Raw genomic sequence first — 26700 nt, 5'->3', positions numbered from 1 at the left:
CCGCGGCCGTCGTCGACGTGCCCGTGACAGGGTGCTTTACCCGCCGTTCACCTGGAAGCGGGAAGTGTTACCTTTCGGCTATTGCACGGCGGGCCGTGCGCGTGCTGAGCGCCGGGACTTCAGTCGGTGCCGGACTCCATCGAGGAACCTGCCACGGCCTCGTCGACGTCGGAGGGCCCGGTGGCGCCCAACTCGGCGATGGCGGCCGCGCCGCCCGCCTCAAGCCGTCCGATGAGGTCCTGGTGGCTCGACAGCAGCGTGCCCTGGGCTGCGTAGAGCTCCAGCTTCTCGCGCGAGTCCGCGATGTCCAGGTTGCGCATGGTCAGCTGGCCGATGCGGTCTGTGGGCCCGAACGCGGCGTCCTCGACGCGCTCCATGGACAGCTTGTGCGGCTGGTACGACAGGTGCGGACCGCGGGTGTCCAGGATGGTGTAGTCGTCTCCGCGACGGAGCCGCAGGTCCACCTCGCCGGTGACGGCGGAGGCCACCCAGCGCGTGATGGACTCCCGCAACATGAGCGACTGAGGATCCAGCCACCTTCCCTCGTACAGCAGGCGGCCCAGGCGCAGGCCCTCTGAGCGGTAGTTGGCGAGCGTGTCCTCGTTGTGGATGGCGCTGAGCAGCCGCTCGTAGGCGATCCACAGCACCGCCATGCCGGGTGCCTCGTAAATGCCGCGGGACTTCGCCTCGATGATGCGGTTCTCGATCTGGTCGCTCATGCCCAGCCCGTGGCGGCCGCCGATGGCGTTGGCCTCCATGACCAGCGCCACCGGGTCGTCGAAGCGCACTCCGTTGATCGCGACGGGGCGGCCGAGCTCGAAGCGGACGCTCACGTCCTCGGCGGCGATGTCCACGGTCGGGTCCCAGTACTTGACGCCCATGATGGGCTCGACCGTCTCGAGTGACACGTCAAGGTCCTCGAGGGTCTTGGCCTCGTGCGTGGCGCCCCAGATGTTGGCGTCGGTGGAGTAGGCCTTCTCCTTGGAGTCGCGGTAGGGGAGCTTGCGCTCGGTGAGCCACTGGCTCATTTCGTCGCGGCCGCCGAGCTGGCGGACGAACTCCTCGTCGAGCCACGGCTTGTAGATGCGCAGCTGCGGGTTGGCCATGAGGCCGTAGCGGTAGAACCGCTCGATGTCGTTGCCCTTGTAGGTGGAGCCGTCTCCCCAGATGAACACATTGTCGTCGGCCATCGCGCGGACCAGCAGCGTGCCGGTGACAGCGCGACCGATGGGGGTCGTGTTGAAGTACGCCTTGCCGGCGGAGCGGATGTGGAATGCGCCGCAGGCCAGGGCCGAGAGTCCCTCCTCGACGAGCTGGGTCCGGCAGTCCACCAGTCGCGACAGCTCCGCCCCGTACTGCAGCGCGCGGCCCGGCACCGACTCGATGTCAGGCTCGTCGTACTGGCCGATGTCTGCGGTGTAGGTGCAGGGGACGGCCCCTGCCTCCTTCATCCAGGCGACGGCGACGGAGGTATCGAGGCCGCCGGAGAATGCGATGCCGACGCGCTCGCCGACGGGAAGGGAGGTCAGGACTTTGGACACGGAGACACTGTAGATGATCGTCACCCGCACCAGCAGGGCCGTCCGGCCGGCGTGACCGCTGAACGTCGGGTCTCGGCCATGGCGCTTTGGCATGGACAGGCGCACTATGGATGCAGGGCCAAATGATGGGGGCGTCATGTCAGCGCAGCAGCGGACGTCAAGAAGAGCGATCGTGTCGCGTCTTCTAGTGACAGTCCTCGTCGTCCTCGCGTCCTTCTCGGGGGCTCCCCGCGCCGAGGCCGCGGACCTCTTCGGCCACGATGTGTCGTGGCCCCAATGCCCGGCGCCCGCGGGGTACGGCCTCCCGATGCCGCCGGCCACCACTCAGTTCGTCATCATCGGGCTCACGCGAGGGCTGGCGTTCACGCTCAACCCCTGTCTCGTCAGTCAAGTGCAGTGGGCGACGTCGCGGTCCAAGCCCGCGCACGCGTACGGGATGGCCACATATCCCACTGCGGCCCAGCTGACCAAGTACGGCACGTGGGGACCATGGCGGTCCACCACTCTGGCGGCACGACTCAGCAACGTCGGCTACGCGCAGGCCAAGGACTCGGTGGCCTACCTGTCCCAGGTCGGGTGGAGGCCGCCGGTGGTGTGGATCGACGTGGAACCCCGGCCCGCGCAGCCGTGGCCGAGCGGGACTGCGGTGAAGCGTGCGCTGAACCGCGCCGTCGTGGAGGGGTTCATGAGGGGTCTGTCCGACTCCGGCTACGCATACGGTCTTTACTCCTTCACGAATGGGTGGAACGAGATCGTCGGTGGCTGGAAGCTCCCCGCTGTCCCCGTGTGGGCCACTGCGGGTCGGCTCGACTATGCGAACGAGGCTCTGGACCGCTGCACGCAGGCGAGCTTCTCCGGCGGGCCCGTACTCATCTCGCAGTGGTACGACGACACCCGGGACTACGACCGCACCTGCGGCACCTACCAGTTCACGGCATTCGCGAAGCCGCTGCCGACGATGACCGGATTTCTCAACGACCTCAACGGTGACTGGAAGAACGACCTCCTCGCACGCAGTCCCGACGGGAAGCTCTGGCGCTACGCGGGCAACGAGCGGGGACAGTTCACCAGGCAGCAGATTGGCACGGGCTGGGGTGTGATGAACCTCCTCGAGGTGGTGGGTGACGCCAACGGCGACGGCAGCAGCGACTTCGTCGCCAGAGAGTCTTCGACGGGCGACCTGTACCTCTACGTCGGCTACGGGTACGGCGGGCCCACCCGCAAGAGGATCGGCAACGGCTGGAACGGCATGGGCGACATAGCCGGCGTCGGCGACTTCAACGGCGACGGCAGGACGGACCTGCTCTCCGTGCAGAAGTCGACCGGGGAGCTCTGGCTCTACAAGGGCGACACATTCAGCGGTCAGAAGCGCCAACGGATCGGCACTGGGTGGAACGTCATGGATGTGCTCGTCTCCACCGGAGACTTTAATTCCGACGGCGATCCCGACCTCATCGCGCGTGAGCGCAGCACTGGGTACCTGTGGTTCTACCCCGGGAACGGCACGGGGAGCCTGCTCGCGCGCACCAGGCTCGGGACCGGCTGGGGGGCGATGGACATGATCGAGGGCATGACCGACCTCGACGGTGACAGGTCCCCTGATCTCGTTGCTCGGCAGAGGAGTAGCGGCGCAATGTACCTCTATCCAGGCACCGGCACCGGCAGCCTGCTGCCCCGCGTCACCCTCGCGCATCCCGCCGGAGGCACGTGGTCCAGCTTGAACGTCTTGGCCTGAGTGGCTCAGACCAGGACGCTGCGGGCCTCAGTCGATGGTGATGAACCGATTGGTCCTCGCGGATTCGATCATGGCCTCGCACACCTCGACGACGCGTGCGCCCTGCTCAAGGGTGACGATGTCCGCCTCCTTGCCCAGCACGGCGTCGCGGAAGTTCTCGTGCTCGGTGCGCAGAGGCTCGGGCTTCGGGATCTCGTAGCGGGTCACGTCACCCTCGGACACGCCGCGGAACTGCGCGATGTCGTGCCAGGTGTTGACGATGCTGCCGTTGGCGTAGAAGGTGAGGTCGGCGGTGAGGGTGTCCGCGATGTACATGCCCTTCTCGCCGGTGACGACAGTGAGCCGCTCCTTCGTTGGAGTCAGCCAGTTCACGAGGTGGTTGGACATCAACCCGCCCTCGAGCTGGCAGGTGGCGGAGACCATGTCCTCGTATTCGCGGCCGGCCTTGAACATGGTGCGTGCCGCCACCAGTTCGTACTTGCGCTGGGTCACCCAAGCGGTCAGGTCGATGTCATGGCTGGCGAGGTCCTTGATGACACCCACGTCGGCGATGCGGGCAGGGAACGGGCCCTGACGCCTGGTGCACACCTGGTACAGGTCCCCGAGGTCCCCGGCTTCCAGCCGCTTACGCAGGCTCTGGAGTGCGGGGTTGTAGCGCTCGATGTGGCCGACGGCCCCGACCAGCCCCTTGTCGGCGAACGCCTTGACCAGGGAACGGGCCCCCTCCACGGTCTTCGCCAGGGGCTTCTCGATGAGCGCGTGCACGCCGGCCTCGGCCAGCTTCAGGCCGATCTCCTCGTGGTACATGGTGGGCGCGGCCACGACGACGTAGTCCAGACCCTGCGCGAGCAAGGCGTCGATGTCGGGGAGGACCTCGAGGTCGCCCGCGAGACCATGCGGGTCGCCTGCTGCGTCTGCGACGGCCACCAGGTCCACACCATCGATGGAGCGAAGGTTCCGGGCGTGGTGGCGCCCCATCATGCCGAGCCCGATCAGGCCGGCGCGGAGGTTGGCCATGCTCACGCACCGGCCTTCGCGAGGGCGTTGACGGCCATCACGATGCGCTCGAGGTCCGCCTGGCTGAGGGAGGGGTGCACAGGCAGCGACAGGCACTCCTTCGCCGCGCGCTCCGTCTCCGGCAGCTCGACGTCTGCCATGAAGGGCTTGAGGCGGTGGTTGGGTACGGGGTAGAACATGCCGGAGCCCACGTTGTACTCCTCCTTCAACGCCCTGGACAGCCCGTCGCGGTCACCTGCGACGCGGACCGTGTACTGGTGGAACACGTGCACGGCGCCGTCGGCGATAGGCGGGGGAGTGACGCCCTCGAGGTTGGCGGACAGGAATGCAGCGTTCTCCTGGCGGGAATTGGTCCAGGCCCCCACCTTGGTCAACTGCACCCGGCCGATGGCGGCATGGATGTCCGTCATGCGGTTGTTCAGTCCGACGACCTCGTTGTGGTACTGCTGGAGCATGCCCTGGTTGCGGTACAGGCGGAGGTTCCGCTCGATCTCCGCGTTCGCCGCGGACACCATGCCGCCCTCGCCCGAGGTCATGTTCTTGGTGGGGTAGAGCGAGAACATGGCGAACTCACCGAACGCGCCCACGGGGGTGCCGTTGAGTGCGGCGCCGTGCGCCTGCGCCGCGTCCTCGAACAGCATGAGTCCGTGCTTGTCCGCGATGGCGCGCAGTTGCTCCATCTTGGCGGGGTGGCCGTAGAGGTGCACTGGCATGATCGCCTTGGTGCGCTCGGTAACGGAGGCCTCGACCGACGCGGGGTCGAGCGTGAAATCGTCCTCCGCGATGTCGGCGAACACGGGCGTGGCACCGGTCAACGCGACCGAGTTGGCCGTCGCGGCGAACGTGAAGGAGGGGACGATGACTTCGTCGCCTGCACCGATCCCGCAGCTCAACAGGCCGAGGTGGAGGCCCGAGGTGCCTGAGTTGACCGCCACGCATGCGCGCCCGAGCTGAAAGTGCTCGGAGAACTCGGTCTCGAAGGCGGCCACCTCCGGGCCCTGGGCGATCATGCCTGATTGCAGGACGCGGTCCACCGCGGCGCGCTCCTCGTCACCGATCAAGGGCTTCGCGGGAGGGATGAAGTCGTACGTCATGCGGATTCCTTTACGAGTCTCAGAGTGTCGCCGGACTGCTCAAATTCGTCGCCGGTCTTGGGGTCCCGGTAGGTGTTGTCGCCGGTCTGCTCCAGCGGGAAGCCGGATCGGCCCACCCACTTGATGCGCCGGGCAGGGGCGCCCGCGACGAGCGCGTAATCCGGGACGTCGCGGGTGACGACTGAGCCAGCCGCAACCGTCGCCCATGCTCCGATGGTGACCGGCGCCACGCACACGGCCCTGGCGCCGACCGAGGCGCCCTGCCTGAGCGTCACTCCGACCGGCTCCCAGTCGTGCGCGCTCTTGGCGGTGCCGTCGGGATTGATCGCCCGGGGGAACGTGTCGTTGGTGAGGACTGCAGCCGGGCCGATGAAGACGCCGTCCTCCAGGTACGCGGGCTCGTAGACGAGCGCGTAGTTCTGGATCTTGCAGTTGTTGCCGACGTGCACGCCGGTGCCGATGTAGGCGCCACGGCCGACGACGACGTTCTCTCCGATGTCCGCTCCGCTGCGCACCTGCGCAAGGTGCCAGATGGAGGATCCGTCGCCAATGTTGACGTTGTCATCGAGGTCTGCCGAAGGCAGAATCCTGGGCTCAGCCATGTGAAGTCTCCAGTTGATCGAAGGTCCAGTTCAGTCTAGTGCTCCGACATGATCTGACTTGTGACGGGGCGGATGCCACAGAGCGCGTCGTAGGCGGCAACCAGCTTTGCACCCTCCAAGCTCCAGTTATAGCGCGCCAAAATCGCCTGCCGACCTCGTTCCCCGTCGCTTGCGGCCAGTTCAGGGTCGTCCAGGTAGCGCCGGACGGCGGCTTCCACTGCGGCCGCATCGAAGGGGTCGACCGCTACGCCGCATCCTGAACCCTCGACGATTTCCTTCCACAGCGGGATGTCGGAGGTGACCACGGGAAGCCCACAGGCCATGTACTCGAACATCTTGGTGGAGTAGGCCTCCAGGTAGTTCGAAATTGGATGGTTGAGGACGACGCCGGTGCGGGCCTGGTTCAACAACGCGACGATGCCGTCGCGCTCAAGCACCCCGTGCCAACGCACGTGCTGCCACCCGGGGTGTGCACGTGCCTCGTCCTCATACTCCTTGAACTTCCCTGCCAGGTCACCGACGGCGTCATCGGGCAGCTGGGCGGCGCCGTCGAGCATGCTGAAGAGCCCCTGCTGACGCGAGAGGCCACCGACGTAGACGAACGCTGACGGTCGGTCCTCGAAAGGGGTGTTGTTCTTGTGCTCGGCCAGATCCTTCTCCGGGAAGTTTTGGCAGACGATCGTCTTGGCCTGTGGAAACTTTTCCGCGATCGTCGGGGTGGCGGCCACGAACAGATCGACGAGCCTGGTTGCCGCTCGCTCAAACACGTGTGCGGCGAGGCTCAGCGGCTTCTTCATGGGCGTCGGGATCCAGAACTTGTGCATGATCTGCTTGGGCACGTCCTCGTGCACGTCATAGATCACCCGTTTACCGCGGAGTTTCAGCACGATGCCGACAGGGATGAGCTCGGGGTCGTGGAAGTGGTAGATGTCGGCGTTCTCGTGCAGCGCTCGCCGCGCCATCGAGACAGATTTCACGAACATCCGGTGTAGCCGGTTACGTGGCGCGCCCAATCCGATGACCCGGACACCTGCAAGCGTGGTGTCGCCTGGGTTGCAGTTGATGAGAGCAAGGTCATAGCCCGCTTCGCTCAGATGGCGGCACTCCTTGTACGTGACGCGAGTGTCGCGCACATCGTGCACCGTGGACAGGTGCCGGACCTTGACCTGCCGACGAGTCTTGATCACCAACACCCCTTCCTGGGTTCTGCACGGTTAGTGTAGTGCCGCAACCAGGACCTGCCGGTTCTCCCGGCGGTGGTGCGAAAGGAATGTGTTCATGGCGGGACGTCTCGGGCTGTATGGCGCAGGAGGGCATGCCAAGGTCGTCGCTGAGATTGCCGAGTTGCTCGGTTACGACATCGCCCATTTCGTGGACGACACGCCGAAGCAGCCAAGTCTCTGGGGCTACGACGTTGTGGCAGCGCCTGCGGACGACGTCGCCTATGTCGTGGCCATCGGCCATAACAACACCCGACGGCGCATCGCCGAGACCCTGCCACGTAGTGTCGCCGCTCTCGTTCATCCCGGCGCTTGCGTCTCCTCGCGTGCCGAGATCGGCGAGGGCAGCGTCGCCATGGCTGGCGCGATCGTCAACCCGGCTACCGCCATCGGCCGACACTGCATCATCAACACCGGCGCTTCGGTTGACCATGATTGCGTGGTGGGAGACTTTGCGCACATCTCACCGGGCGTGGTGCTATCGGGCGGCGTCATGGTGGGGGAGGGCACCCACATTGGTTCGGGGGCTTCGATCATCCCGGGGGTAAGGATCGGCGCGTGGAGCGCCATCGGGGCGGGAGCAGTGATCATCCGCGACGTTCCCGACGGCGTCACCGTGGTCGGGAACCCCGGGCGCGAACTTCAGCGCTAGTTGACCCAGTATCCGGAGCTCCCTCGAAGGGAGTGCGGGTGACCGCGCCTTCCTCGGCCACACCGTCGCGTCGCAGCACCACGGCAACTGTCTCGACGAGTACCCGCAGATCCAGGACCAGACTGCGCTGATCAACGTAGGTCACGTCCCAGGCCAGTCGTTCCCCCCAACTCGACGCGTTGCGGCCCCTGACTTGGGCCAGCCCCGTGATCCCCGGCCGGACCTCGTGACGTCGCGCCTGGCGAGGCGTGTAGAGCGGCAGGTAGGACGGGAGCAACGGGCGGGGGCCCACGAGCGACATGTCGCCCTTGAGCACGTTCCAGAGTTCCGGCAACTCGTCGAGGCTGGTGGAGCGCAGCAGCTTGCCGAACCGCGTGAGGCGTTGCTCATCGGTGACCAAATCCGCGGTGGGCTCGAGCATGGTGCGGAACTTCACCATCTTGAACAGTCGGCCGTTGCGGCCGGGCCGTTCCTGATGGAACAACACCGGCGAGCCAAGCTTGACACGCACCAGAGCGGCGACGCCCACTTGGATCGGGGCGGTGACCGCCAACAGGCCCGCGGCCGCGACGACATCGATCGCCCGTTTTACCAGATCGTATGGACGAAAGCGGCTCACCGATCTAGGACCTGTCGGATCACTGCCTCAACCCTATCCATCTGCGGGTCCGTCAGGGCCGAACCACTCGGCAGCGAAAGGCCGGTAGCGAAGAGGTGCTCGCTGGCGCCGGAGACATATGCCACCAAATGCTTGAAGACCGGCTGCTGGTGCATCGGCTTCCAGACAGGGCGCGCTTCGATGTTGTCCTGGGTGAGGGCCTGCAGGAGATCGTCGCGAGTGAAGGGCGCTTCCTCGGGGTCGACGATGATCGACGTGAGCCAGAAGTTGTCGTGGTCGTGGCCGCTGCCGATGTGCTGCTCTGACCCGTCGGGCTGCCCGAAGAAAGCGACTCCCGGGATCCCGCCGAAGAGTTTCTTGTAGCGCAGGCGGTGCTGGCGTCGGCGCTCCAGCATCTCAGGCAGTCTGCTGAGTTGGGCTCGCCCCATTGCGGCCAGCAGATTTGAGAGCCGATAATTATAGCCCACATCGGTGTGCTCATAGTGCAGCACTGGCTGACGTGCTTGGGTGGCGAGATATCGGATGTGCTTGGCTTCGTCCACGTCGTCGGTGAGCACCGCGCCGCCACCGGATGTGGTGATGACCTTGTTCCCGTTGAAGGAGACGATGGCGCTGTCGCCGTGGGCCGCCGCCGGGCGTCCCTGGTGCACGGCGCCCAGCGATTCGGCGGCATCGGATAGCACATGGAGACCGAATTCGTCCGCGACCTGCTTCAAGGCCTCGTGATCAACGACGTGGCCCAGTAGGTCGACGGGAACGATTCCCTTGATCGTCGCGCCCTTCTTGAGTTGGTCTTCGACGGCGTGACGCGTTAGTTCCGGATCCATCGACCCCTGCGCGTCACAGTCGACGAGGACAGGGGCAGCCCCCGTGTAGGTGATGGCGTTGGTCGTAGCGGCGAACGTCATCGAGGCAGTGATCACCGTGTCGCCGGGGCCGAAGCCCATCGTCAGCCCAGCAAGGTGCAGTGCCGCAGTGCCCGACGAGAGCACGACGGCGTGCTGACGTCCACAGAAAGCCGCGAGTTCGGCTTCGAATGCGTCCACCTCCGGCCCCAGGGGCGCAATCCACCCGCCGTCGAAAGCACGGCTGACCGCGTCTCGTTCAAGCTGTGTGACGTCGGGCGGGGACAGGAAGATGCGTTCGTTCACGCGGCAAGAATATCCCGACCCGCCCTCACCGCTGACGGCGTGCGGTTGGGCTGCTCAGAGCGCCATATCGGCCAGGCCGGTCGGGAGGATGCCCTTGACGTCGAACACCACGCCATTGTTCGCGGCTAGCTCGCGCACCCACTCGGGACCGCGATCCAGGAACTGCCCGTGCCCGACTGCGAGGATGACAGCGTCGTAGGCGCCCTTGTCTGGTTCGTCGATGAGCGTCACGCCGTAAAGCGTGAGTGCCTCTTCTGCGGAGCACCAGGGGTCGTGCACGTCGACGTCGATGCCGTAGCTTTCAAGTTCCTCGACGATGTCGGTGACCTTGGTATTACGGAGATCTGGGGTGTTCTCTTTGAACGTCAACCCCAGGATCAGAGCGCGGGCGTTGCTCACTACAAGGCCATTCCTCGCCATCCCCTTCACCGTCTCGGTTGCGACATAGCGACCCATGGCGTCGTTCAGGCGGCGGCCGGCGAGAATGATCTCGGGGTTGTATCCGATCTCCTGGGCCTTGTAGGTGAGGTAATACGGGTCGACGCCGATGCAGTGTCCGCCGACGAGCCCGGGCTGGAACTTGACGAAGTTCCACTTGGTATTGGCCGCCTCAAGGACCGCATGGGTGTCGATGCCCAAGCGGTTAAACAACAGGGCGAGCTCATTGACGAGTGCGATGTTGACGTCCCTTTGGGTGTTTTCGATGACCTTCGCTGCCTCGGCGACCTTGATCGACGGCGCCCTATGGGTGCCAGCGGTGACCGCGATCCGGTAGAGGGAATCGACGTAGTCCGCCGTTTCAGGGGTCGATCCGGACGTCACCTTGAGGATGGTGGAGAAGCGGTGCTCCTTGTCGCCCGGATTGATGCGTTCGGGGGAGTAGCCCACAAAGAAGTCTTCATTGAACTTCAGTCCGCTCACCTGCTGAAGGATCGGCACGCAGACTTCTTCGGTCGCGCCGGGGTACACCGTCGATTCGTAGATCACCACGTCGCCGGGGCGCAGCGTGTTACCAATCGACTCCGACGCAGAACGGAGTGGGGTCAGATCCGGGTTGTTGTGTGCGTCGACAGGGGTGGGAGCGGTGACAACGTAGACGTTTGCACGTTCCATGTCAGTCGGATCCGTGGTGAAGGTGAGGCGCTGCGCAGCAGCGAGTTCGCCGTCGGGTACCTCAAGGGTGTGATCGTAGCCGGCGCTGAGGCCCTGAACGCGTGCTGCGTTGATGTCGAAACCGATGACGTCGATGTACTTGGCGAACTCGACGGCCAGCGGCAGCCCGACGTAGCCGAGGCCTATCACGGCCATCACGGAGTCTTCAGGAGCGGGGAATCCCATGCCAGGACCTTTCTGCGGGAGAGGTGTCGGTATCGCGCGCCCGTCCGACGAACAGCATGAGGATACCTGATCGGCCCGCCCCGTCCAGGTAGCGTCACCGACCAGCGAAGCCACCGAGAGTATGCTCCCCTGCATGAAGTTGCTTGTCACTGGTGGCGCCGGATTCATTGGATCAAACCTCGTGAAGGTGGCCCTGTCTGCAGGGCATGCAGTCAAGGTCATCGACGATCTCTCCACCGGTTACCGCGTCAACCTCGATGGCCTGAACGTGGAGTTCGTCGAAGGGAGCATCCTCGACGACGACGCACTGACCCGCGCCATGGCCGGCGCCGAGGCGGTGGTGCATCTGGCCGCGCTTGGTTCGGTGCCGCGCAGCATCCAGAATCCGATGCGTACACATGAAGTCAACGCGACCGGCACGCTCAAGGTACTGGAGGCGGCACGGCGGGCCGAGGTGGAGCACGTGAGTTGTTCGTCGTCGAGCTCGGTCTACGGGATGAACCCCGCCCTACCCAAGCACGAACGCGAATGGGTCCGTGCGATGAGTCCGTACGCTGTGAGCAAGCTGGCCACGGAGCAGTACGTGTTGGCGTTTCAGCAGTGCTACGGCCTCACCACGCTCGCGTTCCGCTTCTTCAACGTATATGGCCCCGGCCAGCATGCGGGCCACGCGTATGCCGCCGTCATCCCGATCTTCATCGACGCGATGCTCCGTGGCGAGCCGCTGCCCATCAACGGCGACGGCACCCAGTCGAGGGACTTCACTTTCGTTGGCACTGTGTGCCGCGTGCTCCTCGAGGCCGCGGAGGGCCGGGTGACCCACCCCGAACCGGTGAACCTCGCCTTCGGCACGAACACCTCACTGTTGGATCTGGTGCGCCGCCTGGAAGGGTTTGTCGGACATGAGTTGGAGCGAGAGTTCCGTCCTGCCCGCACCGGGGATGTGCCGCACTCGCAGGGCGCCAACGAATCTCTGCGTGGCCTGTTCCCGCACATCGATCCCGTCTCCCTTGACGAGGGTCTCACCGCGACCCTCAAGTGGTTCCGATCACTCCCGGGGCACCGGTGAAGGTCCAGCGGCGGCTGCTGTACGGCGTGACGATCCCCACGAGCGCCGTAACCCTGCTGCGCGGGCAGCTCGAATGGATGTCGGCCCAGGGGTGGGACGTCCACGTCGCCATGGCGCCAGGACCGGGTTTCGACGAGGTCGCCGCGCGGACCGGGGTCACCGCCCACGCGTTGGACATGAAGAGGGAACCGTCGCCACTCGACGACGCCGTGTCGTTGCGGCGCTGGATCGCACTGATCCGCGAACTGCGGCCGGATGTTGTCAACGTCGGCACTCCCAAGGCGGGGCTTCTGGGCACGATGGCGGCCTGGCTGTGCCGCGTTCCTCAGCGGATTTACGTCGTGCGCGGTCTCCGGCTCGAAGGTGTGACCGGGTCGAAGCGTGCGCTGCTCTGGATAATGGAGCGCATCGCGATCGCGCTGTCCACCCACACCGTGTCGGTCAGTCACAGTCTCGCCCGTGAGCTGAAGGCCCAGCGCCTGTTGCCGAGGCGGAGGAGCGCGATTGTCATAGGCTCCGGATCCAGCAATGGCGTCGATGTCGACGGTGTCAGGGCAGCAGTCGATGGGCGCCGCGAGGAGCTTCGCCACCAGTTCGGAATCAGCGCAGCCACCAAGGTCATCGGGGTTGTGGGGAGGGTCACTCGGGATAAGGGCTTCGACACTCTCGCCGCTGCTCTGCGCAGCGACCAGTTCCGGCCCGATGGCGATGTCGCCTTGGCGCTGATGGGTTCAGTGGAGGACGAAGGGCTGGCACGAGAACTGGAGGCCCTGCCCTTCCGGGTGTTCGAATTGGGTCATCAGGCACAGCCGTGGCCCTGGTACTCGCTCATGGACCTCCTCTGCCTACCAACCAGACGCGAGGGGTTTCCCAACGTCATCCTGGAGGCTGCGGTGGCAGGGATCCCGACGGTCACCACCCGCGCCACCGGCGCCGTGGACTCCGTCGTCGCAGGTCACACCGGCCTCCTTGTCGATGTCGACGACGCTGGCGCTCTGGCAATCGCCTTGACCACGCTCGTCAACGACGACGCCGAGCGCACCCGTCAGGGCGGGCAGGCGCGCCAATGGGCTGAACAGGAGTTCCCCAACGAGCGCATCTGGGCGGGTCTCAACAAGGTTTACCGCTCCGGCAACTGATTTTGGCGCAGGGAGTTTCGCTGATGGAGCACCGCCCCGAGTGATGCGGGATCGCTGCCGTCGACGGTATCCAGCAGCGCCGGATCGAGCGGAGGAACCGACACTCGAGAGATCAGTTGGTGGCTGGTGGGCGTGCGTTTCTCATCCTCGCTGAAGAGCACCTCGTGCAGCTTCTCGTTGGGGCGCAACCCCGTGAACACGATCTTGATGTCCTTCCCCGAGCGCGCGATGAGGCCCTTAGCCACATCGAGGATCTTCACCGGTTCACCCATGTCGAGGACGAGGACGTCGCCGGGCCTGCCGATGGCGCCAGCCTGGATCGTCAGCTCGCAGGCCTCGGGGATGGTCATGAAGTATCGCGTGATGTCCGGATGTGTAACTGTCAGCGGACCACCGGCGTCGATCTGACGGGTGAAGGTGTGCAGCATGGAGCCGCGTGACCCCAGCACGTTGCCGAAGCGGACCGAGAGCCACGGCCCGTCCACGAGGCGTGCGTAGTGGGCGGTGAGTTCCTCAGCGAGGCGTTTGGTCTTGCCCAGCACGCTGGTGGCGTCAGCGGCCTTGTCCGTGGAGATGTTCACAAAGTGCTTGACGCCCCACTTGCGGGCCGACGCCAGCACGTTGCGGGTGCCGATGGTGTTGGTCTTCCACCCCTCCAGGGGGTACTGCTCCAACATCGGCAGATGCTTCAGTGCGGCCGCGTGGAACACCACATCCGGCCGGTGATCCTCGAACACCTTGTCCAGGGCGCTGATGTCGCGAATGTCGCACAGCACCATGTTCGGCGTGTCGAGCAGGGCCTTGTTGTAGATGGACAGCTGGGTGCTGTGCAGGCCCGACTCGTCGCGGTCCAGCATGACCAGTTCCTTCGGGCCCAAGCGGTGCACCTGCTTGGCGATCTCGGAACCGATGGAGCCGCCGGCCCCTGTGATGAGGACCACTCGGCCGGAGAGGTAGCCGGAGATCTCGCTGAGGTCGGTCTGGATCTGGGCGCGGCCAAGCAGATCCGTCACGTCTAGCGCGTGCAGGCTGGAGACGTCGACCCGTCCGCCCACGATCTCGCGGGTGGGGGGCATGACAAGCGTCTTCAAGCCAGCTTCGTCGGTGATGTTTGAGATGTCGCGCATTAGTTCCCGGCTGGCCGTGGGGATGGCGACGATCACCGTCTTGATCCCGCGCTCCCGCGCAATGGGTGTCAGCTTGTCCCTACCGCCAAGGACCCTCGCCCCCGAGAGGTGGAGGTTGCGCTTGTCTGGGTCGTCGTCAATGAAACCGACGATGGTGAACGGGGCGTCCGGATCATATGCGAGGAGTCGGCCCAATTGTGCGCCCGCGTTGCCGGCGCCGTAGACGAGGACCGGTTCCGCCGTCGCTGCGTGTTGGGTGCTGCCCTGCAAGGTGCGGAACACGAACCGGCCAGCGGCCATCAGGATGAGCGCGGCCAAGGGGACCGTGAACGTGACGACCCGCGGATAGCTGGGCGAGCCGAACCAGGCGAACCACATCACTAGTACGATGCCGATCACCAACACGATGACCGCGATCTGGGTGGCTTCCTCGAAGGAGCCCACCCGGTTGCGGCCGCGGTACAACTTGGTCGCATAGCCGAGCAGTAGCTGGGCGATCATGGCAGCAGCGGCATAGCCCAGCACCATACGGGTCTGGGCGTTGGTGAGGGTGAAGCTGTATCGGGCGATCACCAGCGCCAGGGCGGCGATGGTCCAGCAGCTAGCGTCCCAGGCGGCGAGGGCTAACCGTTGCCAGTGCACGTTGGTGCGCCTCGCTGTGTCCACCTGTTACTCCTTAGTTGCTGTGGCGTTGTCCCCCGGTAATCCTATCGTCAGCAGTGCCGCTAGCCTTTCCGTGCAGCGCCAGGCCGGCGAAGACCGCGCACCACCACACGAACGAGACACCCGGATTGCGGAAGAGGTAGGTGTCGACGGCGAACGCCGCAGCGGCGAGTACCACGATCCAGAGCACAGACGCCGTGCGCCGGTCGCCTTGATGGCGGAGCGCAGCCCTCACTAGGATGATGAGAACGACGGTGAGCAGCGCGATTCCCACCAGACCCAGCTCGACGAGTACACCGAGGAACGTGCTGTGTGGGTTGGCGAGGAGATCGCCCTCAATGCCCTCGACCCGCATCATTCCTGTGCGTGGAGCGTAGATTAGTTTGGCGTCGATGCCGAACCAGGGCCACACTCCAGCAGTGCCGGTGCCTAACAGGATCGTCGTGGCCGAGCTCGTCCAGTGCTCTAGAGCGTTGGTGATGTTCTCCAGGCGTGCTGGATCTCCGAGCGTCAGCAGACGCGTCGCTCGATGAGGGAAGGACGCCGCCGCACCGATGGCTAAGAGGACGACGGCGCCCAACCCGAGCAGCACGGCGCGTGATGAGACCGACCGCTCGGTGCGTTTTCGCCAGATGACGATCAGAACGACCGTTGCCAAGGCCAGCAGACCCAGGCCGGCTCGGGAGAAGGTGAGGAAGATCTCTGCGGCCCCGATGACGGCGAGGCCCCAGAGCGGCCAGGCTCGCCGATTGGTCTTGAGCGCTGCCGCCACCAGGATGACCACCGTGACAATCAGCGCGGTAGACAGCACCGCTGCACCTCCCAGTCCGGTGCCGAGGCGGTTGAATCCCCGGGGGTGAAACAGCGCCCTGACGAGCCCGATCGCAGTCATCAGCACCACAACGGAGGCGAGGGCGATCTGCCAACGCCACAGCTGCCGACGTGGAACGGCGGCGACGACGGTGAAGGCCAGCAGCATGGTGACAGCACCCTGAAGCACCGGAATCCAGCCGACCCAACTTGGGTAGCAGACGGGCCACGGTTCGCCATCGCGGTGCGTCACACAGACTGTGAAGCCGAAAGCGCGGGTGGCGCCCCATATGGTGAGGGCGAGAAACGCGATTATCACCCAACCCGCCTGTTGCCAGAGGTTGCGCAGCCCTTGGGCCCACGGCAGGAGCGCCAGCGCGACGATGATCGCAGGCACGGCACCCAGCAGCCAAGCCGTGATGCCGACAGGGGTGAGGATGACCACCGAGTTGCCATTGAACAGGCTCCCCAGCGCGATGATGGCCAGGGCGGACCAGCCGAACAGCACGCTGATCCGGCGCATTGCGTTCATGTCAGGTCGTCCCAGTATGGAGGTCTGGTGTGCGACCGGCGTCGTAGGCGTGTGAGGCCAGTAGCGCCAGTAGGGAGAAGCACACGAGCAGGCCAGCCATCGCCAGCGACACCACCGTCATCGTCTCAACTATGCTCGGATGGTAGAACCACATGATCGTCAGCGGGGTGACCATGTAGGCGATGCTGAAGACCAACATGGTTGCCTGCTTGTGCACGACGATGAAGAGCATTGACACGGGCGACGTCGCGAGGTTCAGGAAGAGCCAGGGGACCAGTACGGCGGCTATGTCGCCTACGAGAACGTAGTCGTTGCCCAACACCCATGGCAACAGCCTGGGCGCGAGGAAGAAGATCAGCGCGAACGGCACGATGCCCAGCAACAGCGATCGGATGAGGGACCGCTTGACGAGACTGAACATCTCCCCGCGTGGGGTCACGGACATGCGTTGGAAGAACACCTGGGACAATGCGCCGTTGATGAGAGCCAGCGGTGCCTGGATCAACAGCCAGGCCACGCCGAAGTTGCCGATGGCCTCAAGTGAGAAGAACCGGCCGTTGAGGAGGGGGATGCCGTTGAGGCGTATCGCGTCGATCATTGCGTTCGGGCCATTGAGCAGCGGCATGCGGCGATACTTCTTGGCCACGTCGCGGCGGCGCCCTGTCAATGGACCCCGAACCTCCGGACCAACGCGCCGGATCAACCGGAGCAGGGCGACGAAGTGCCCGAACATCTGGGAACCAACCAGTCCCAGAGCGTTGCCGCCCGCGAACCCAAGTCCCACGCGGCTGGCAGACATGGTCAGCGACTGGGAGATCTGGTTGCTGCTGGCAAACCGGTAGTACTTCTTCCGGTTGAGCCACTGGGTGAGGATGATAACTTGCGCAGCCAGGAAGACCATGGGGCCAGCGAGCCACAGCCAGTCAGCCAGTCGGGGCGTGTTGAGCAGCCCGGCGACCTGCTCGGCGAAGATCAGCAGCAACACGGTCGCCGTCACCGACACTGCAGTGTTCGTGCGCGTCGTCAGTGATATGAGGGTGCGGGCCTCGTCGTCGGAGCGGGCGGGCACGATGGCGTACTCGTAACGCAGGCCAGCGATCGTAATCAGGAAGCCGACGACGGCGGCCAGTAGGTTGAAGACGCCCATCTCGGCGGCGCTGTAGACGCGCGTGACGATCGGGTAGATGAGCAGGCCGAGGACCTGGGCGAAGGCCGTGCCCGTCATTAGCGTGAGGACGTGCTTGGCGAACTCGTGACGCCCTAGCCATTGTCCCAGTCGACTATCCCGCAACCGCCCGATCAGTCGCTGGTGCCAGGAACCCGATTCGGGGCTCCTCACTGGGAACTCTCTGCCCGGCGGCTCATCACCTGACCGGTGATGTCGGCGTAGTGCTGTTCGTACTTGGCGGCGCAGCTGTCGATGGTGAACCGCGCGGCATCAGCTCGGGCAGCCGTGGCCAGCCCGTCTGCGAGGGGCACGTCGTGGAACAGCCGGGTCAGTGAACGCGTCGGCTCCGCGTCGTCGCCGCGGTCATACAGGAGGCCGGTTCGTTCATGCGTCACCACCTCGCGAATGCCTGGGATGTCTGGCGCAACCACTGGTAGGCCTGCGGCCATGGCCTCCACGGCCGCGATGCCGAAGCCCTCGATGCGGGAGCTGGAGAGAAAGACGTCATGTCGGCGTAGGTAGTCGGCGACATCTGAGCGCTGCCCTGCCAGCGTCAGGCGATCGCTCACGCCACGACTCGTGGCATGTGATTCGATGGCCGGTCGATCAGGCCCATCGCCGACGATGGTCAGTGTTGCCGCTGGCAGGTGCACCAGTACCTCGACAGCCCGCAGGAGGTCTTTGCGGCGGTTGTCCAGGCTCGACACGGAGATGATGCGCTGTTCACCAGGTCGCCGGGCGGCTGAGTGTTTCAGGAGTTCGCCGTCGATGCCGTTTAGGACCACCGGGAACGCCTCGGCGGGGTGCCGTTGAGTCGTGGCGAGGTGCTCTGCAGCTCCCTGGCTGATGGCGAAGACGCGATCGAAGCGTCGATAAATCCAACGGTCGACCGGCTGGAGCCAGCTCTTGTGGGCGCGACGGTTGGAGGTGCTGTGTTCAGTTAGTACCTTCGGGACAGTCGTTGGGGCAAGCGCCGTCCAGTACAGGCTTGGGAACAAGTGGGCGTGGATAATGTCGTAGCCCTTGGCCAGCGCGGCGACGCGCAGGGGCAGGCGCGGGTCCAGCCGGTGGGGGCTCAGAATGCGAACATCAAGTGTCAGGTCGCGAGCACGGCCGTTGGGGACACCGTCCACATCAGCCAGACAGGCGATCGTGACGTCGTGTCCATGTCCGCGCATCGCCGCCGCGAGGTTGACGACGAGCATCTCAGCGCCACCGGTCCCGAGCCCGTTGATGACGTGCAGGATGCGCACCAATAACCTCCAAATGGAACGTGGGTAGGCCTCAGCCTACTCGCTTGTCGGTTGCCCCTCCTTCATGAACCCACCGACTAGGCTCTGGTTCATGTCCCGCGCAACGGTGGTGCTCCTTTCATCGGTCTATCCGTACGCCCCCGGGGAAGAATTCCTGACCCCGGAGATCGCCCACTGGTCGAGGGACGGGGTGAAGCTCATCCTGATGCCTTGGCGAACCACAGACCGGCTCAGGGATCTGCCTGAGGGTATCGTCGTAGATGATCGCCTGAGCAAGCTGCGAGAGCGGCACACCAAGCGCCAGCGACTCTTGGAACTGGCCTCTCCCTCATTGTGGCGCGAGGTGGTCGCCTCAGTGAGGGCTGGCAGCTATGCCCCGAAGGCGCTGTGGCGCGTCTTGGTGTCGTCCGCTGCCGGTTCCATAGTCGCTCGTGCCCTCGGAGATCTGGCCAGTGAACAGGGCAGGCCGACTGACCTCGTCTATTCATACTGGTTCGACTTCTACGCTCTGGGCGCCCTCCGAGCTCCTGAGGCGGTCCGTCGGATTCTCTCACGCGCGCATGGCTACGACATCTACGAGGAATTGTCGCCGGATCGTCGCCTGCCCTTCCGTGGGTGGATGTCGTCCAGAGTGGATGTGCTGGCTCCCATCAGTGAAGCCGGGCTGCGCGCCGCGAGACGATCATGGGATTTGCCGCCTGAGCGATCGAGGTGCATGAGGTTGGGTGTATCTATCACGGATGACGTGGCTCCCATCCCCTTTGACCACAACGAACTCAATCTCTTGTCGGTGTCGTCCTTGATGCCCGTGAAGCGAGTGGACAGGCTGATCGACACGCTACGGATCCTCGCGGAGGCCAATCCACAGCGCCGCATCCGTTGGTCCCATGCCGGTTCGGGTCCCCTGGCGGATTCGCTCCGCGCCAGCGCCGTATCCCTTCCAGACAATGTCGAGGTCAGTTGGCTGGGTCAGCTGGATAGCGACGTCTTGGCCAGGACCTATGCGAGTCGACCGTGGAACTTCATGATCAATGTGTCCAGTTCGGAGGGCGTGCCGGTCTCGTTGATGGAGGCGATGTGCCGGGCTATCCCCGTGGCGGCCACGGATGTCGGCGGCACTCAAGAGCTAGTGGCCCCTCCGGGCGGAGTTATCCTCCACCCGGACGCACCCTCGACGACGTGGGCGGGCCAGATCGAGGAAGCCCTGCCATCCTCAATGGAGGAAGCATGGCGGCGTGGATTCCGTGACGAGGTGGTGCGGCACTGGGACCAAAGCGCCAACTTTGCCGCGTTTGTAGACGAGGCACTCGCCCTGGCTCAGCGCTGACGGATCTCCGCGAAATCCCGAACTACCTGCTCGGCCCGAGCCAGCCAGGTGTGGTTCCCGCGTTCGGCCAGCACGCGATCGCGGGCGCTCTCGATCTCGCTGCGATCCAGTGCCAAGCGGCTGAATAACTCGCGCATGGCAGCCACCTCGTAGTCGACAGTCCAGCCCAGCCTGAACTCATTGACGAGGGCTCCCCCGTGCGTGCCGTTTGAAGCAGCAGTGGGCAGCCCCATCCCGATGCCGTCGAAAAGCTTCACCGGTGCCGCGAACGAGCGGTAGAGGTTCGGCTGGACGCAGAGAACCGATATGTGCGCCTGCGCCATCGTTGAGCGCAGCGCGGGCCCCGACTGATGGACGACCTGGGTGTTCGAACCGAGCAACGGCCGGTAGTCGTCGGCGACGCTCTCCCAGTCCTCTACCCGGGTGCAGATCGTGAACTCGATGCCGTCCTGATCGGCTACGGCCCGAACGAAATCCTGGATGTCGTACATGGAGCCCAAGCCGCCCACGTAGAACAGCTTAAGCGGCCCGTCAGGGCTGGGTGAAGAAGGTTCGGTCAGCACAGTGGCCGGAGGCAGCGCCTTGGCCGGCAGGCCCTTGGCTTGGGGGAGATGATCCTTCATCGCCAAGCTCGGTAGATACAACAGGTCGACCGCGCGCCGGTACCACATGAGGTCATAACGGAAAGAGGCCCGCGCCATCTCTCGGCGCAGCCTCGACTGACGGTGCCCGAACCCTGGAAAGCGCCAGTAGACGTCTCGATAGAACAGGCTCACCGGTGTTCCCTGCTTCCTGCAGTGGCGGAAGAACAGAGGATCCATGAACGGGTGCCTGGGAACGCGGTCATCGTCGGTCAGGGGGGTGGGCAGCGTGGCGGCTTCAGCGTAGACGCCGTCGAACCGCAGCCCCTTCGCCATTGCCTTCTTCACCTCGTCGATACGTTGCTTCCGCTCAGCCGAACTTCCCGTGACCTGCCACACCTCAGCCACGGACTCCAGGGCTCGCAGCATCTGAGCGGGTCGAACGCTGCTGCCCGAGAATCCCTCCGCGACGATAGGCAGGGGATGGTGAAAGACAACGCGGGTCACGGGCACCTCACTTCGGATCAAGAGCCAGTTCACAGTATCGCGGTTGACATGGTTTGCGCCTCCTCGGGCGGGCGGCCAAGTGTAGGTACTATGAGGCTCGTGCAAGCAAATGCGGAAGAAGTACCCACGATCGTCGACCTGCGGGGCTACCTCGTGCGCCTATCCAGGCAGTGGCTCCGCGGGCTGCCGGTCTTTCTCGTGGTGCTGGCATTGGCGGCCGGATTCGCGTTGGCCACGCCTTCAACCTGGCAATCCAGCAGTATTCTGTTCATCGAGGTGCCGCAGGCTGCGACTGACGCTGAAGCCACCCAGAGCACCATGACCAACGGCCTCGTCGCATCAGATGTGGCAGTGGCGCGCAACAGCGCTGAGCTGGTCAGGAAGGTTCAGGTGACACACGAGGCGATAACCTTCGATAGCTTTTCCGCGCTTGTTGACATCCAACAGATCAATGCCTTCGCGGTCCGGGTCGATGCCACGGGCGAATCGGCCGAGGAATCAGCGGCCCTTGCCAACGACGCTGCCGTGGCCTTCGCCGAGGTGATTGCCGATAGCCGCTCGGGAGAGGGATCGTTGTACTTCCCCTACGAACTGGGCGCTGCCGCAGACCCGGAGATCGCCGCAGTGAGTTCCGCGAAGCTATCGCGGTTGATCATCAGTGGCGCGCTAGCTGTTGCGGCGTGGTTGGTGACGATGGCGCTACTGGACGCCTTCGCAGCGTCGCGACGGCGAGAACCAGCAGCAATTGCGGAAACAGATAGTGGAGCATCACGCTTGGGGTAACCCCCAGCAGCGGCAGACTCACGGTGGCGGCGGTGGCGGCCTTGGCAAACCACGATGTGCCAGACTGATTGGTGACAGCCTTCCAGGCAACAAAACCCCAGCACGTGACAAAGGCGAGGGCGCCGAAGATCCCACCCCAGACGAAGCTCTCCACGATGACGTTGTGAGGGTTCAGCAGTTGGCCGCTGAAATGACTCGTGCTAAACCGGGTGAGGGTCTCCGGTGAGCCGAATCCGAGGAGCGTCCGGCTGGGATCCTCGGAGGCCAGCGCCCAGAGCCGTTCGATGATGCGCCCACGTTCCGCTGCGTTCTCGTCCTGCACGTAGCTGGTCTGCGAGAGCGCGGCAGCCACCGCCACCCCAGTCGCCGTCAGCGTGGTGAGCAGCCAGCTTGGAATGGACCGGATGTCGCGTTCGCGCTCGGTGAGGAAGACGAGGAGGGCCAACGCAACCAGTAGGCCGAGCATGGCGCCCCGCGACCCGATGTAGACGATCCACCCACTAAGGGCCAGGACCGCCACGACTCGGGCCCCTTGCACCACGAGCCCTCGCGGAGCAACCAGAAATCTGGCTGCGATGAATACCGCCAGGAGCACAAGGGCAATCGCGTAATCGTTGTAGTTGGGGTACACGGCGGTGGTGAGGAAGCGCTTTGTGGCAACCCAGGACAGGACAGTCGATTCCGGGTAGCGCGAGAAAATCAGTTTATTGTTTGTGACGACCTCGACGATGCCGATCAGGGCTAGCGCCGAGAAACCCAGCCACAGCCCGGTACCGAGGGCACGTTCTCCCCGCTTGGAGGAATCTGGAATCACGAAGAGTGCGACACTGGTCGTCGCCACGGTCAGGAGGAAGAAGTTTCGCTGGAACAGTGCGTTGTCATAGATCAGTGCCATCAATGATGCGATTAGCGTGATGCCCAGCCACAACCAGAGTGGCCAGGTCGCCAGATACGGGTTCACTCGACCCATGTCGGGGACCCGCAGGCCGTTCCAGAGCAGGGCGAACAGGGGAAGAAGCAGGGCGATGTAGGTGTTGCCGGGCACTTGGATCAACACGAGCAGAGCAACGGCGGCAATGAAGAACTCTCCGCCAGTGCGGCGAGCTGCCTTCGTGGGAAGCAGCAGGGTCATGCGGTTGTCCTCCCTCCAGCGGTGTAAGCGTACTCGGTGGCCCGGCGCACCCTAGGATTGGTGGTGCTGGCGTGCCGTGCGTCAGAGAGCGAACCCAAGCCCAGGAGAACACCGTGCACGTTGTCAGTATCGTCGGCGCACGTCCTCAGTTCGTGAAGCTGGCACCCATTGCCCAGGCGATGGCGGCCGAAGGGATTCAGCACAGCGTCATTCATACCGGCCAGCATTACGACGTGAACATGTCCGAGGCGTTCTTCCGTGATCTCCGTATTCCGGACCCGGACGTGCATCTCGGGGTGGGCAGCGGCAGCCATGGTGTCATGACCGGGCGGATGTTGGAACAGCTGGATCCTATCCTGATGGAGATGAAGCCAGACTGGGTGCTCGTTTACGGTGACACTAACTCCACTCTCGCGGGGACGGTCGCGGCGGTCAAGCAACATCTTCGAGTGGCACATCTGGAAGCTGGCCTGCGGTCGTTCAACCGTCGTATGCCCGAGGAGCACAACCGGGTCATGACTGATCACGCCGCAGACCTGTGCCTCGCACCAACAGAGGTGGCGATGCAGCACTTGAGCGACGAGGGACTCGCCTCACGCGCCGTGCTCGTAGGTGACGTCATGACCGACGTCTGCCTGCAGACCCGCGACGCTGTTCTGGCCGATCCGCGGCCCGTGCCGGGTATTCCGCAAGGTCAGGACTATGTGCTGGCCACCGTACATCGCGCCGACAACACCGATGATCCCGGACGGCTCGATGCAATTCTCGACGCCTTGGGGTCGTTGAACGTTGACGTGTACCTCCCCGTCCACCCACGACTTGGATCCACCTGCGAGGCGCGTGGTATCGAGATCGAGCGTGGAGGTCTGCATGTCATCGAACCGCTCACCTATCCAGACATGATCAACGCTGTGGTCCATGCCCGGGGTGTGGTCACCGATTCGGGCGGCCTGCAGAAGGAGGCCTTCCTCCTTGAGACTGTGTGCACGACGATTCGCACTGAGACGGAATGGACCGAAACCGTCGACACGGGCTGGAACGCGCTCGATCCAGAGTTAACCCGGTTGGCTGAGCTTGCCGTGCGTCCGGCTCCGGAGAAGACAGACGCCGCTCCCTATGGCCGGGGTGAGGCGGCAGAAGTCGTTGTGCGGGTGCTGAAGACCTGGCAGCCGGCCTGACTCAGGCCTCGCCGTCACCCAGCCGGAAGAACCTGACGTCCCTCCACGCGTCCGCCGGGCAGGTTCCGCGACCGTCGACGAACACCTCCACGCCAGGCAGATCCGCCGGGGTAAGGGAGGTGTATTCGGGGTGGTCGGCCTGCAGGATCGCGATGTCGACCGGCTCGCCGAGGTGGTAGGCGTCGAAGCCGTATTTGGCGAGTTCTTTGTCGGTAAACATTGGGTCGTGGACGCTCACCTCAGCGCCCCGCGCCTTAAGACCCGCGACAGTCGGGAAGACGCCGGAGAAGGCGGTCTCCTTGACCCTGCCCCGGTAGGAGGCGCCCAGGACGACGACCTTCCTCCCGCGTAGGTCACCCAGCGCGCCCTCGGCCAGGGAAATGGCGTACTCCGGCATGGTCATGTTGGCCTCGCGGGCCGTGCGCACGATGGTGGCGTCGGGATCCGTGTAGAGGTAGAGGCGCGGGTAGACCGGGATGCAGTGGCCGCCGACGGCGATGCCGGGGCGGTGGATGTGGCTGTAGGGCTGCGAGTTCGACGCCTCGATGACCTTGTGGACGTCGATGCCATTGGCGGCCGCGAACTTGCCGAACTGGTTGGCCAGTCCGATGTTCACGTCGCGGTAAGTGGTTTCCGCGAGCTTCGCCATCTCGGCGGCCTCGGCCGAGCCTAGGTCCCACACCCCGTTGCCCTGCGGCAGGTCGGGGCGCTCGTCGAAGCTGAGCACCGCTTCGTAGAACTCGACGCCGCGTCGGGCACCCTCCGGGGAGAGGCCGCCGACGAGCTTTGGGTACTTGCGCAGGTCCTCGAAGACGCGGCCGGTCAGCACACGCTCGGGGGAGAAGATGAGGTGGAAGTCCTTGCCCTCGGTGAGCCCCGAGATCTCCTCGATCATGGGCTTCCACCGCGTGCGCGTGGTGCCGACGGGAAGGGTGGTCTCGTAGCTGACGAGCGTGCCGGGGGTGAGGTGCTCGGAGAGGCTGCGCGTGGCGTTCTCCATCCAGCCGAAGTCTGGCTGCCAGGTCTCGTCGTTGACGAAGAGGGGGACCACGATGACAACGGCGTCCGCGTCCGGGATCGCTTCGCCGTAGTCCGTGGTGGCGCGCAGTCGCCCGGCGGGGACCAACTCGGAGAGCTTCTCCTGCAGGTGTGCCTCGCCAGGGAACGGCTCGACGGCGTCGTTGACCTTGTCAACGACGCTCTGCTGCACGTCGACGCCTATCACCTCGTGACCCATGTCGGCGAACTGGACGGCCAGTGGGAGGCCGATCTTGCCCATGGCGATGACAGCGATCTTCACTCTTCTTCGTCCCTTCCACCGGTGGATGGCGGTGCGCACCCGCGCCGCAGTCTACCCAACCGTTTCGCGGCTTGCCGCTAGCCTGGCCCCATGCAGCGCCCAGTACTCGCGATCGGTCCGTCGAACTACGCCGGCCAGGCCACGGCATGGGCGCGGGCGGTGAGGGCCGTGCTGACAGTCGAGGCATGGTCCTTCGCCGGTGTACCACTCCGGGGCGGCGGGTTCGGCTTCGACGTCGACCGCCGCTTCAACCGCGTCGCGTTCCGTGCAGGGACTTTGTGGGGTGCCAGGGCCCAGGTGATGTTCAGGGACACCACCCATATCGCGCTGGACGGATTCAAGTCGTTCGCACGCTGGGACAGGCACGGTCACTTCCCGGCCGACGCCAGGCGGCTTGAGGCGCTTGGGCACTCAATGGCCCTCATTGCGCACGGTTCGGATGTGCGCGAACCGGCGGCCCACCTGGCGCGCGACAAGTGGTCCTATTTCTCGGTCGGTTCCGAGGAGTGGAGGGCCAGGCTTACCGCGCAGACCGCGCGAAACCGAGCCTTCGCGGAGGAGTCGGGCTGGCCCGTGTTCTACTCGACGCCAGACCTGGGTTTTGACCTCCCGGGCGGCACATGGCTGCCTGTCGTCGTAGACGTTGACGCGTGGGCGTCGGACGCCCCGCTGCTGGAGCGGGAGCGGCCGCGCGTCGTCCACGTCCCCAGCCGGCGGAGTCCCCCGATCAAGGGCACGCAATACATCTCGCCCGTACTACAGCAGCTCCACGACGAGGGCGTGATCGAGTACGTGGAACCCTCGGGCATGCAGCACCGGGAGGTGTGTGAACTCGTACGGACGTGTGACGTGGTGGTTGATCAACTGTTGTTCGGCTCCTACGGAGTGGCGGCGGTGGAGGCCATGGCCGCAGGTCGGGTCACGATAGGCCGGATGGTCCAACCGGTGCGTGACCGCATGGAAGAAGCGCCGTCGATACTGGAGGCGACGCCAAATTCATTGCGCGAGGTCATCGGGTCCATCCGCGAGCGTCGCGGCGAGTTGCGTCTCCAAGCCGAGAGCAACCTCAAGTTTGTTCGTCGGTGGCACGATGGCGTCGTGTCGGCCGCGCTGCTCAGGGACTTCCTTGGCCTCGGCGACGGTCTGTGAAATGACCCCTCGG

22 protein-coding genes are annotated in these 26700 nt (G+C 64.8%); 7 read left to right on the top strand and 15 right to left on the bottom strand.

The window, feature by feature from the left end; all coding sequences use genetic code 11:
- Positions 1 to 119: 119 nt before the first annotated feature.
- The gene (gene argG / locus ACZK5N_RS10620) at positions 120 to 1541 is read right to left on the bottom strand and encodes an argininosuccinate synthase (RefSeq protein WP_459020460.1); all 1422 of its coding nucleotides are present in this window, start codon (positions 1539 to 1541) and stop codon (positions 120 to 122) included.
- A gap of 172 nt (positions 1542 to 1713) precedes the next feature.
- On the opposite strand from argG, the gene ACZK5N_RS10615 reads away from it, so the two are divergent.
- A complete protein-coding gene (locus ACZK5N_RS10615; protein WP_459018671.1) occupies positions 1714 to 3276 on the top strand; it encodes an FG-GAP-like repeat-containing protein in 1563 nt (520 codons plus the stop codon).
- 27 nt (positions 3277 to 3303) lie between these two features.
- Here the strand turns inward: ACZK5N_RS10615 and ACZK5N_RS10610 are convergent, their stop codons facing one another.
- Genes ACZK5N_RS10610 through ACZK5N_RS10595 form a run of 4 tightly spaced genes read right to left on the bottom strand, consistent with a single transcriptional unit; the run spans position 3304 to position 7176 of the window.
- Complete coding sequence (locus tag ACZK5N_RS10610; protein ID WP_459020461.1) at positions 3304 to 4293, bottom strand: Gfo/Idh/MocA family protein; 990 nt, start codon at positions 4291 to 4293, stop codon at positions 3304 to 3306.
- A gap of 2 nt (positions 4294 to 4295) precedes the next feature.
- Positions 4296 to 5387 carry a DegT/DnrJ/EryC1/StrS family aminotransferase gene (locus ACZK5N_RS10605; RefSeq protein ID WP_459018672.1) on the bottom strand — a complete coding sequence of 364 codons (1092 nt, stop codon included), beginning with the start codon at positions 5385 to 5387 and terminating at the stop codon, positions 4296 to 4298.
- Entirely contained in the window at positions 5384 to 5989 is a 606-nt protein-coding gene (locus ACZK5N_RS10600; RefSeq protein WP_459018673.1) for an acyltransferase, read from the bottom strand. The genes ACZK5N_RS10605 and ACZK5N_RS10600 overlap by 4 nt, the downstream gene beginning before the upstream one ends.
- 35 nt (positions 5990 to 6024) lie before the next feature.
- Positions 6025 to 7176, bottom strand: a complete 1152-nt coding sequence (locus tag ACZK5N_RS10595) for a glycosyltransferase (RefSeq protein ID WP_459018674.1) — start codon at positions 7174 to 7176, stop codon at positions 6025 to 6027.
- A 91-nt stretch (positions 7177 to 7267) separates the two neighbouring features.
- On the opposite strand from ACZK5N_RS10595, the gene ACZK5N_RS10590 reads away from it, so the two are divergent.
- Positions 7268 to 7861: an acetyltransferase gene (locus tag ACZK5N_RS10590; RefSeq protein WP_459018675.1), complete on the top strand. Its 594-nt coding sequence runs from the start codon at positions 7268 to 7270 to the stop codon at positions 7859 to 7861.
- Here the strand turns inward: ACZK5N_RS10590 and ACZK5N_RS10585 are convergent.
- Genes ACZK5N_RS10585 through ACZK5N_RS10575 form a run of 3 tightly spaced genes read right to left on the bottom strand, consistent with a single transcriptional unit; the run spans position 7821 to position 10969 of the window.
- Entirely contained in the window at positions 7821 to 8480 is a 660-nt protein-coding gene (locus ACZK5N_RS10585; protein ID WP_459018676.1) for a sugar transferase, read from the bottom strand. The genes ACZK5N_RS10590 and ACZK5N_RS10585 overlap by 41 nt on opposite strands.
- Positions 8477 to 9631 carry a DegT/DnrJ/EryC1/StrS family aminotransferase gene (locus ACZK5N_RS10580; RefSeq protein WP_459018677.1) on the bottom strand — a complete coding sequence of 385 codons (1155 nt, stop codon included), beginning with the start codon at positions 9629 to 9631 and terminating at the stop codon, positions 8477 to 8479. Before ACZK5N_RS10580 ends, ACZK5N_RS10585 begins: the two co-directional genes overlap by 4 nt.
- A gap of 54 nt (positions 9632 to 9685) precedes the next feature.
- Complete coding sequence (locus tag ACZK5N_RS10575) at positions 9686 to 10969, bottom strand: nucleotide sugar dehydrogenase (protein WP_459018678.1); 1284 nt, start codon at positions 10967 to 10969, stop codon at positions 9686 to 9688.
- Between the two features lie 133 nt (positions 10970 to 11102).
- On the opposite strand from ACZK5N_RS10575, the gene ACZK5N_RS10570 reads away from it, so the two are divergent.
- Positions 11103 to 12038, top strand: a complete 936-nt coding sequence (locus tag ACZK5N_RS10570; RefSeq protein WP_459018679.1) for an NAD-dependent epimerase/dehydratase family protein — start codon at positions 11103 to 11105, stop codon at positions 12036 to 12038.
- Positions 12008 to 13177 (top strand): glycosyltransferase family 4 protein, encoded by a 1170-nt coding sequence (locus ACZK5N_RS10565; protein ID WP_459018680.1) that lies wholly within the window; start codon positions 12008 to 12010, stop codon positions 13175 to 13177. Before ACZK5N_RS10570 ends, ACZK5N_RS10565 begins: the two co-directional genes overlap by 31 nt.
- On the opposite strand, the gene ACZK5N_RS10560 is transcribed toward ACZK5N_RS10565, so the two are convergent.
- The 4 genes from ACZK5N_RS10560 to ACZK5N_RS10545 are packed head-to-tail and all read right to left on the bottom strand — an operon-like array spanning position 13159 to position 18730.
- The gene (locus ACZK5N_RS10560) at positions 13159 to 14970 is read right to left on the bottom strand and encodes a polysaccharide biosynthesis protein (protein WP_459018681.1); all 1812 of its coding nucleotides are present in this window, start codon (positions 14968 to 14970) and stop codon (positions 13159 to 13161) included. The genes ACZK5N_RS10565 and ACZK5N_RS10560 overlap by 19 nt on opposite strands.
- Before the next feature lie 10 nt (positions 14971 to 14980).
- Positions 14981 to 16309, bottom strand: a complete 1329-nt coding sequence (locus ACZK5N_RS10555) for an O-antigen ligase family protein (RefSeq protein ID WP_463624902.1) — start codon at positions 16307 to 16309, stop codon at positions 14981 to 14983.
- A gap of 1 nt (position 16310) precedes the next feature.
- A complete protein-coding gene (locus ACZK5N_RS10550) occupies positions 16311 to 17648 on the bottom strand; it encodes a lipopolysaccharide biosynthesis protein (RefSeq protein WP_459018683.1) in 1338 nt (445 codons plus the stop codon).
- Positions 17645 to 18730, bottom strand: coding sequence for a glycosyltransferase (locus tag ACZK5N_RS10545; protein WP_459018684.1), 1086 nt, complete (start codon positions 18728 to 18730; stop codon positions 17645 to 17647). Before ACZK5N_RS10545 ends, ACZK5N_RS10550 begins: the two co-directional genes overlap by 4 nt.
- 91 nt (positions 18731 to 18821) lie before the next feature.
- On the opposite strand from ACZK5N_RS10545, the gene ACZK5N_RS10540 reads away from it, so the two are divergent.
- Positions 18822 to 20057, top strand: a complete 1236-nt coding sequence (locus ACZK5N_RS10540) for a glycosyltransferase (protein WP_459018685.1) — start codon at positions 18822 to 18824, stop codon at positions 20055 to 20057.
- On the opposite strand, the gene ACZK5N_RS10535 is transcribed toward ACZK5N_RS10540, so the two are convergent.
- On the bottom strand, positions 20048 to 21145 hold the full coding sequence (locus ACZK5N_RS10535) for a glycosyltransferase family protein (protein ID WP_459018686.1): 1098 nt from the start codon (positions 21143 to 21145) through the stop codon (positions 20048 to 20050). The two genes, ACZK5N_RS10540 and ACZK5N_RS10535, sit on opposite strands and share 10 nt — an antisense overlap.
- A 655-nt stretch (positions 21146 to 21800) precedes the next feature.
- Positions 21801 to 23060 (bottom strand): O-antigen ligase family protein, encoded by a 1260-nt coding sequence (locus ACZK5N_RS10530; protein WP_459018687.1) that lies wholly within the window; start codon positions 23058 to 23060, stop codon positions 21801 to 21803.
- A gap of 113 nt (positions 23061 to 23173) precedes the next feature.
- On the opposite strand from ACZK5N_RS10530, the gene wecB reads away from it, so the two are divergent.
- Positions 23174 to 24238, top strand: a complete 1065-nt coding sequence (gene wecB, locus ACZK5N_RS10525; protein WP_459018688.1) for a non-hydrolyzing UDP-N-acetylglucosamine 2-epimerase — start codon at positions 23174 to 23176, stop codon at positions 24236 to 24238.
- Between the two features lies 1 nt (position 24239).
- Here wecB and ACZK5N_RS10520 read toward each other — a convergent pair whose 3' ends face one another.
- On the bottom strand, positions 24240 to 25538 hold the full coding sequence (locus ACZK5N_RS10520; protein ID WP_459018689.1) for a nucleotide sugar dehydrogenase: 1299 nt from the start codon (positions 25536 to 25538) through the stop codon (positions 24240 to 24242).
- A gap of 90 nt (positions 25539 to 25628) precedes the next feature.
- Here ACZK5N_RS10520 and ACZK5N_RS10515 point away from each other — a divergent pair, with 90 nt between their 5' ends.
- Positions 25629 to 26687, top strand: coding sequence for a glycosyltransferase (locus tag ACZK5N_RS10515; RefSeq protein WP_459018690.1), 1059 nt, complete (start codon positions 25629 to 25631; stop codon positions 26685 to 26687).
- Positions 26688 to 26700 lie beyond the last annotated feature (13 nt).

This window comes from Tessaracoccus pujii, assembly GCF_055326215.1.
This window is presented reverse-complemented; position numbering and strand designations above follow the sequence as displayed.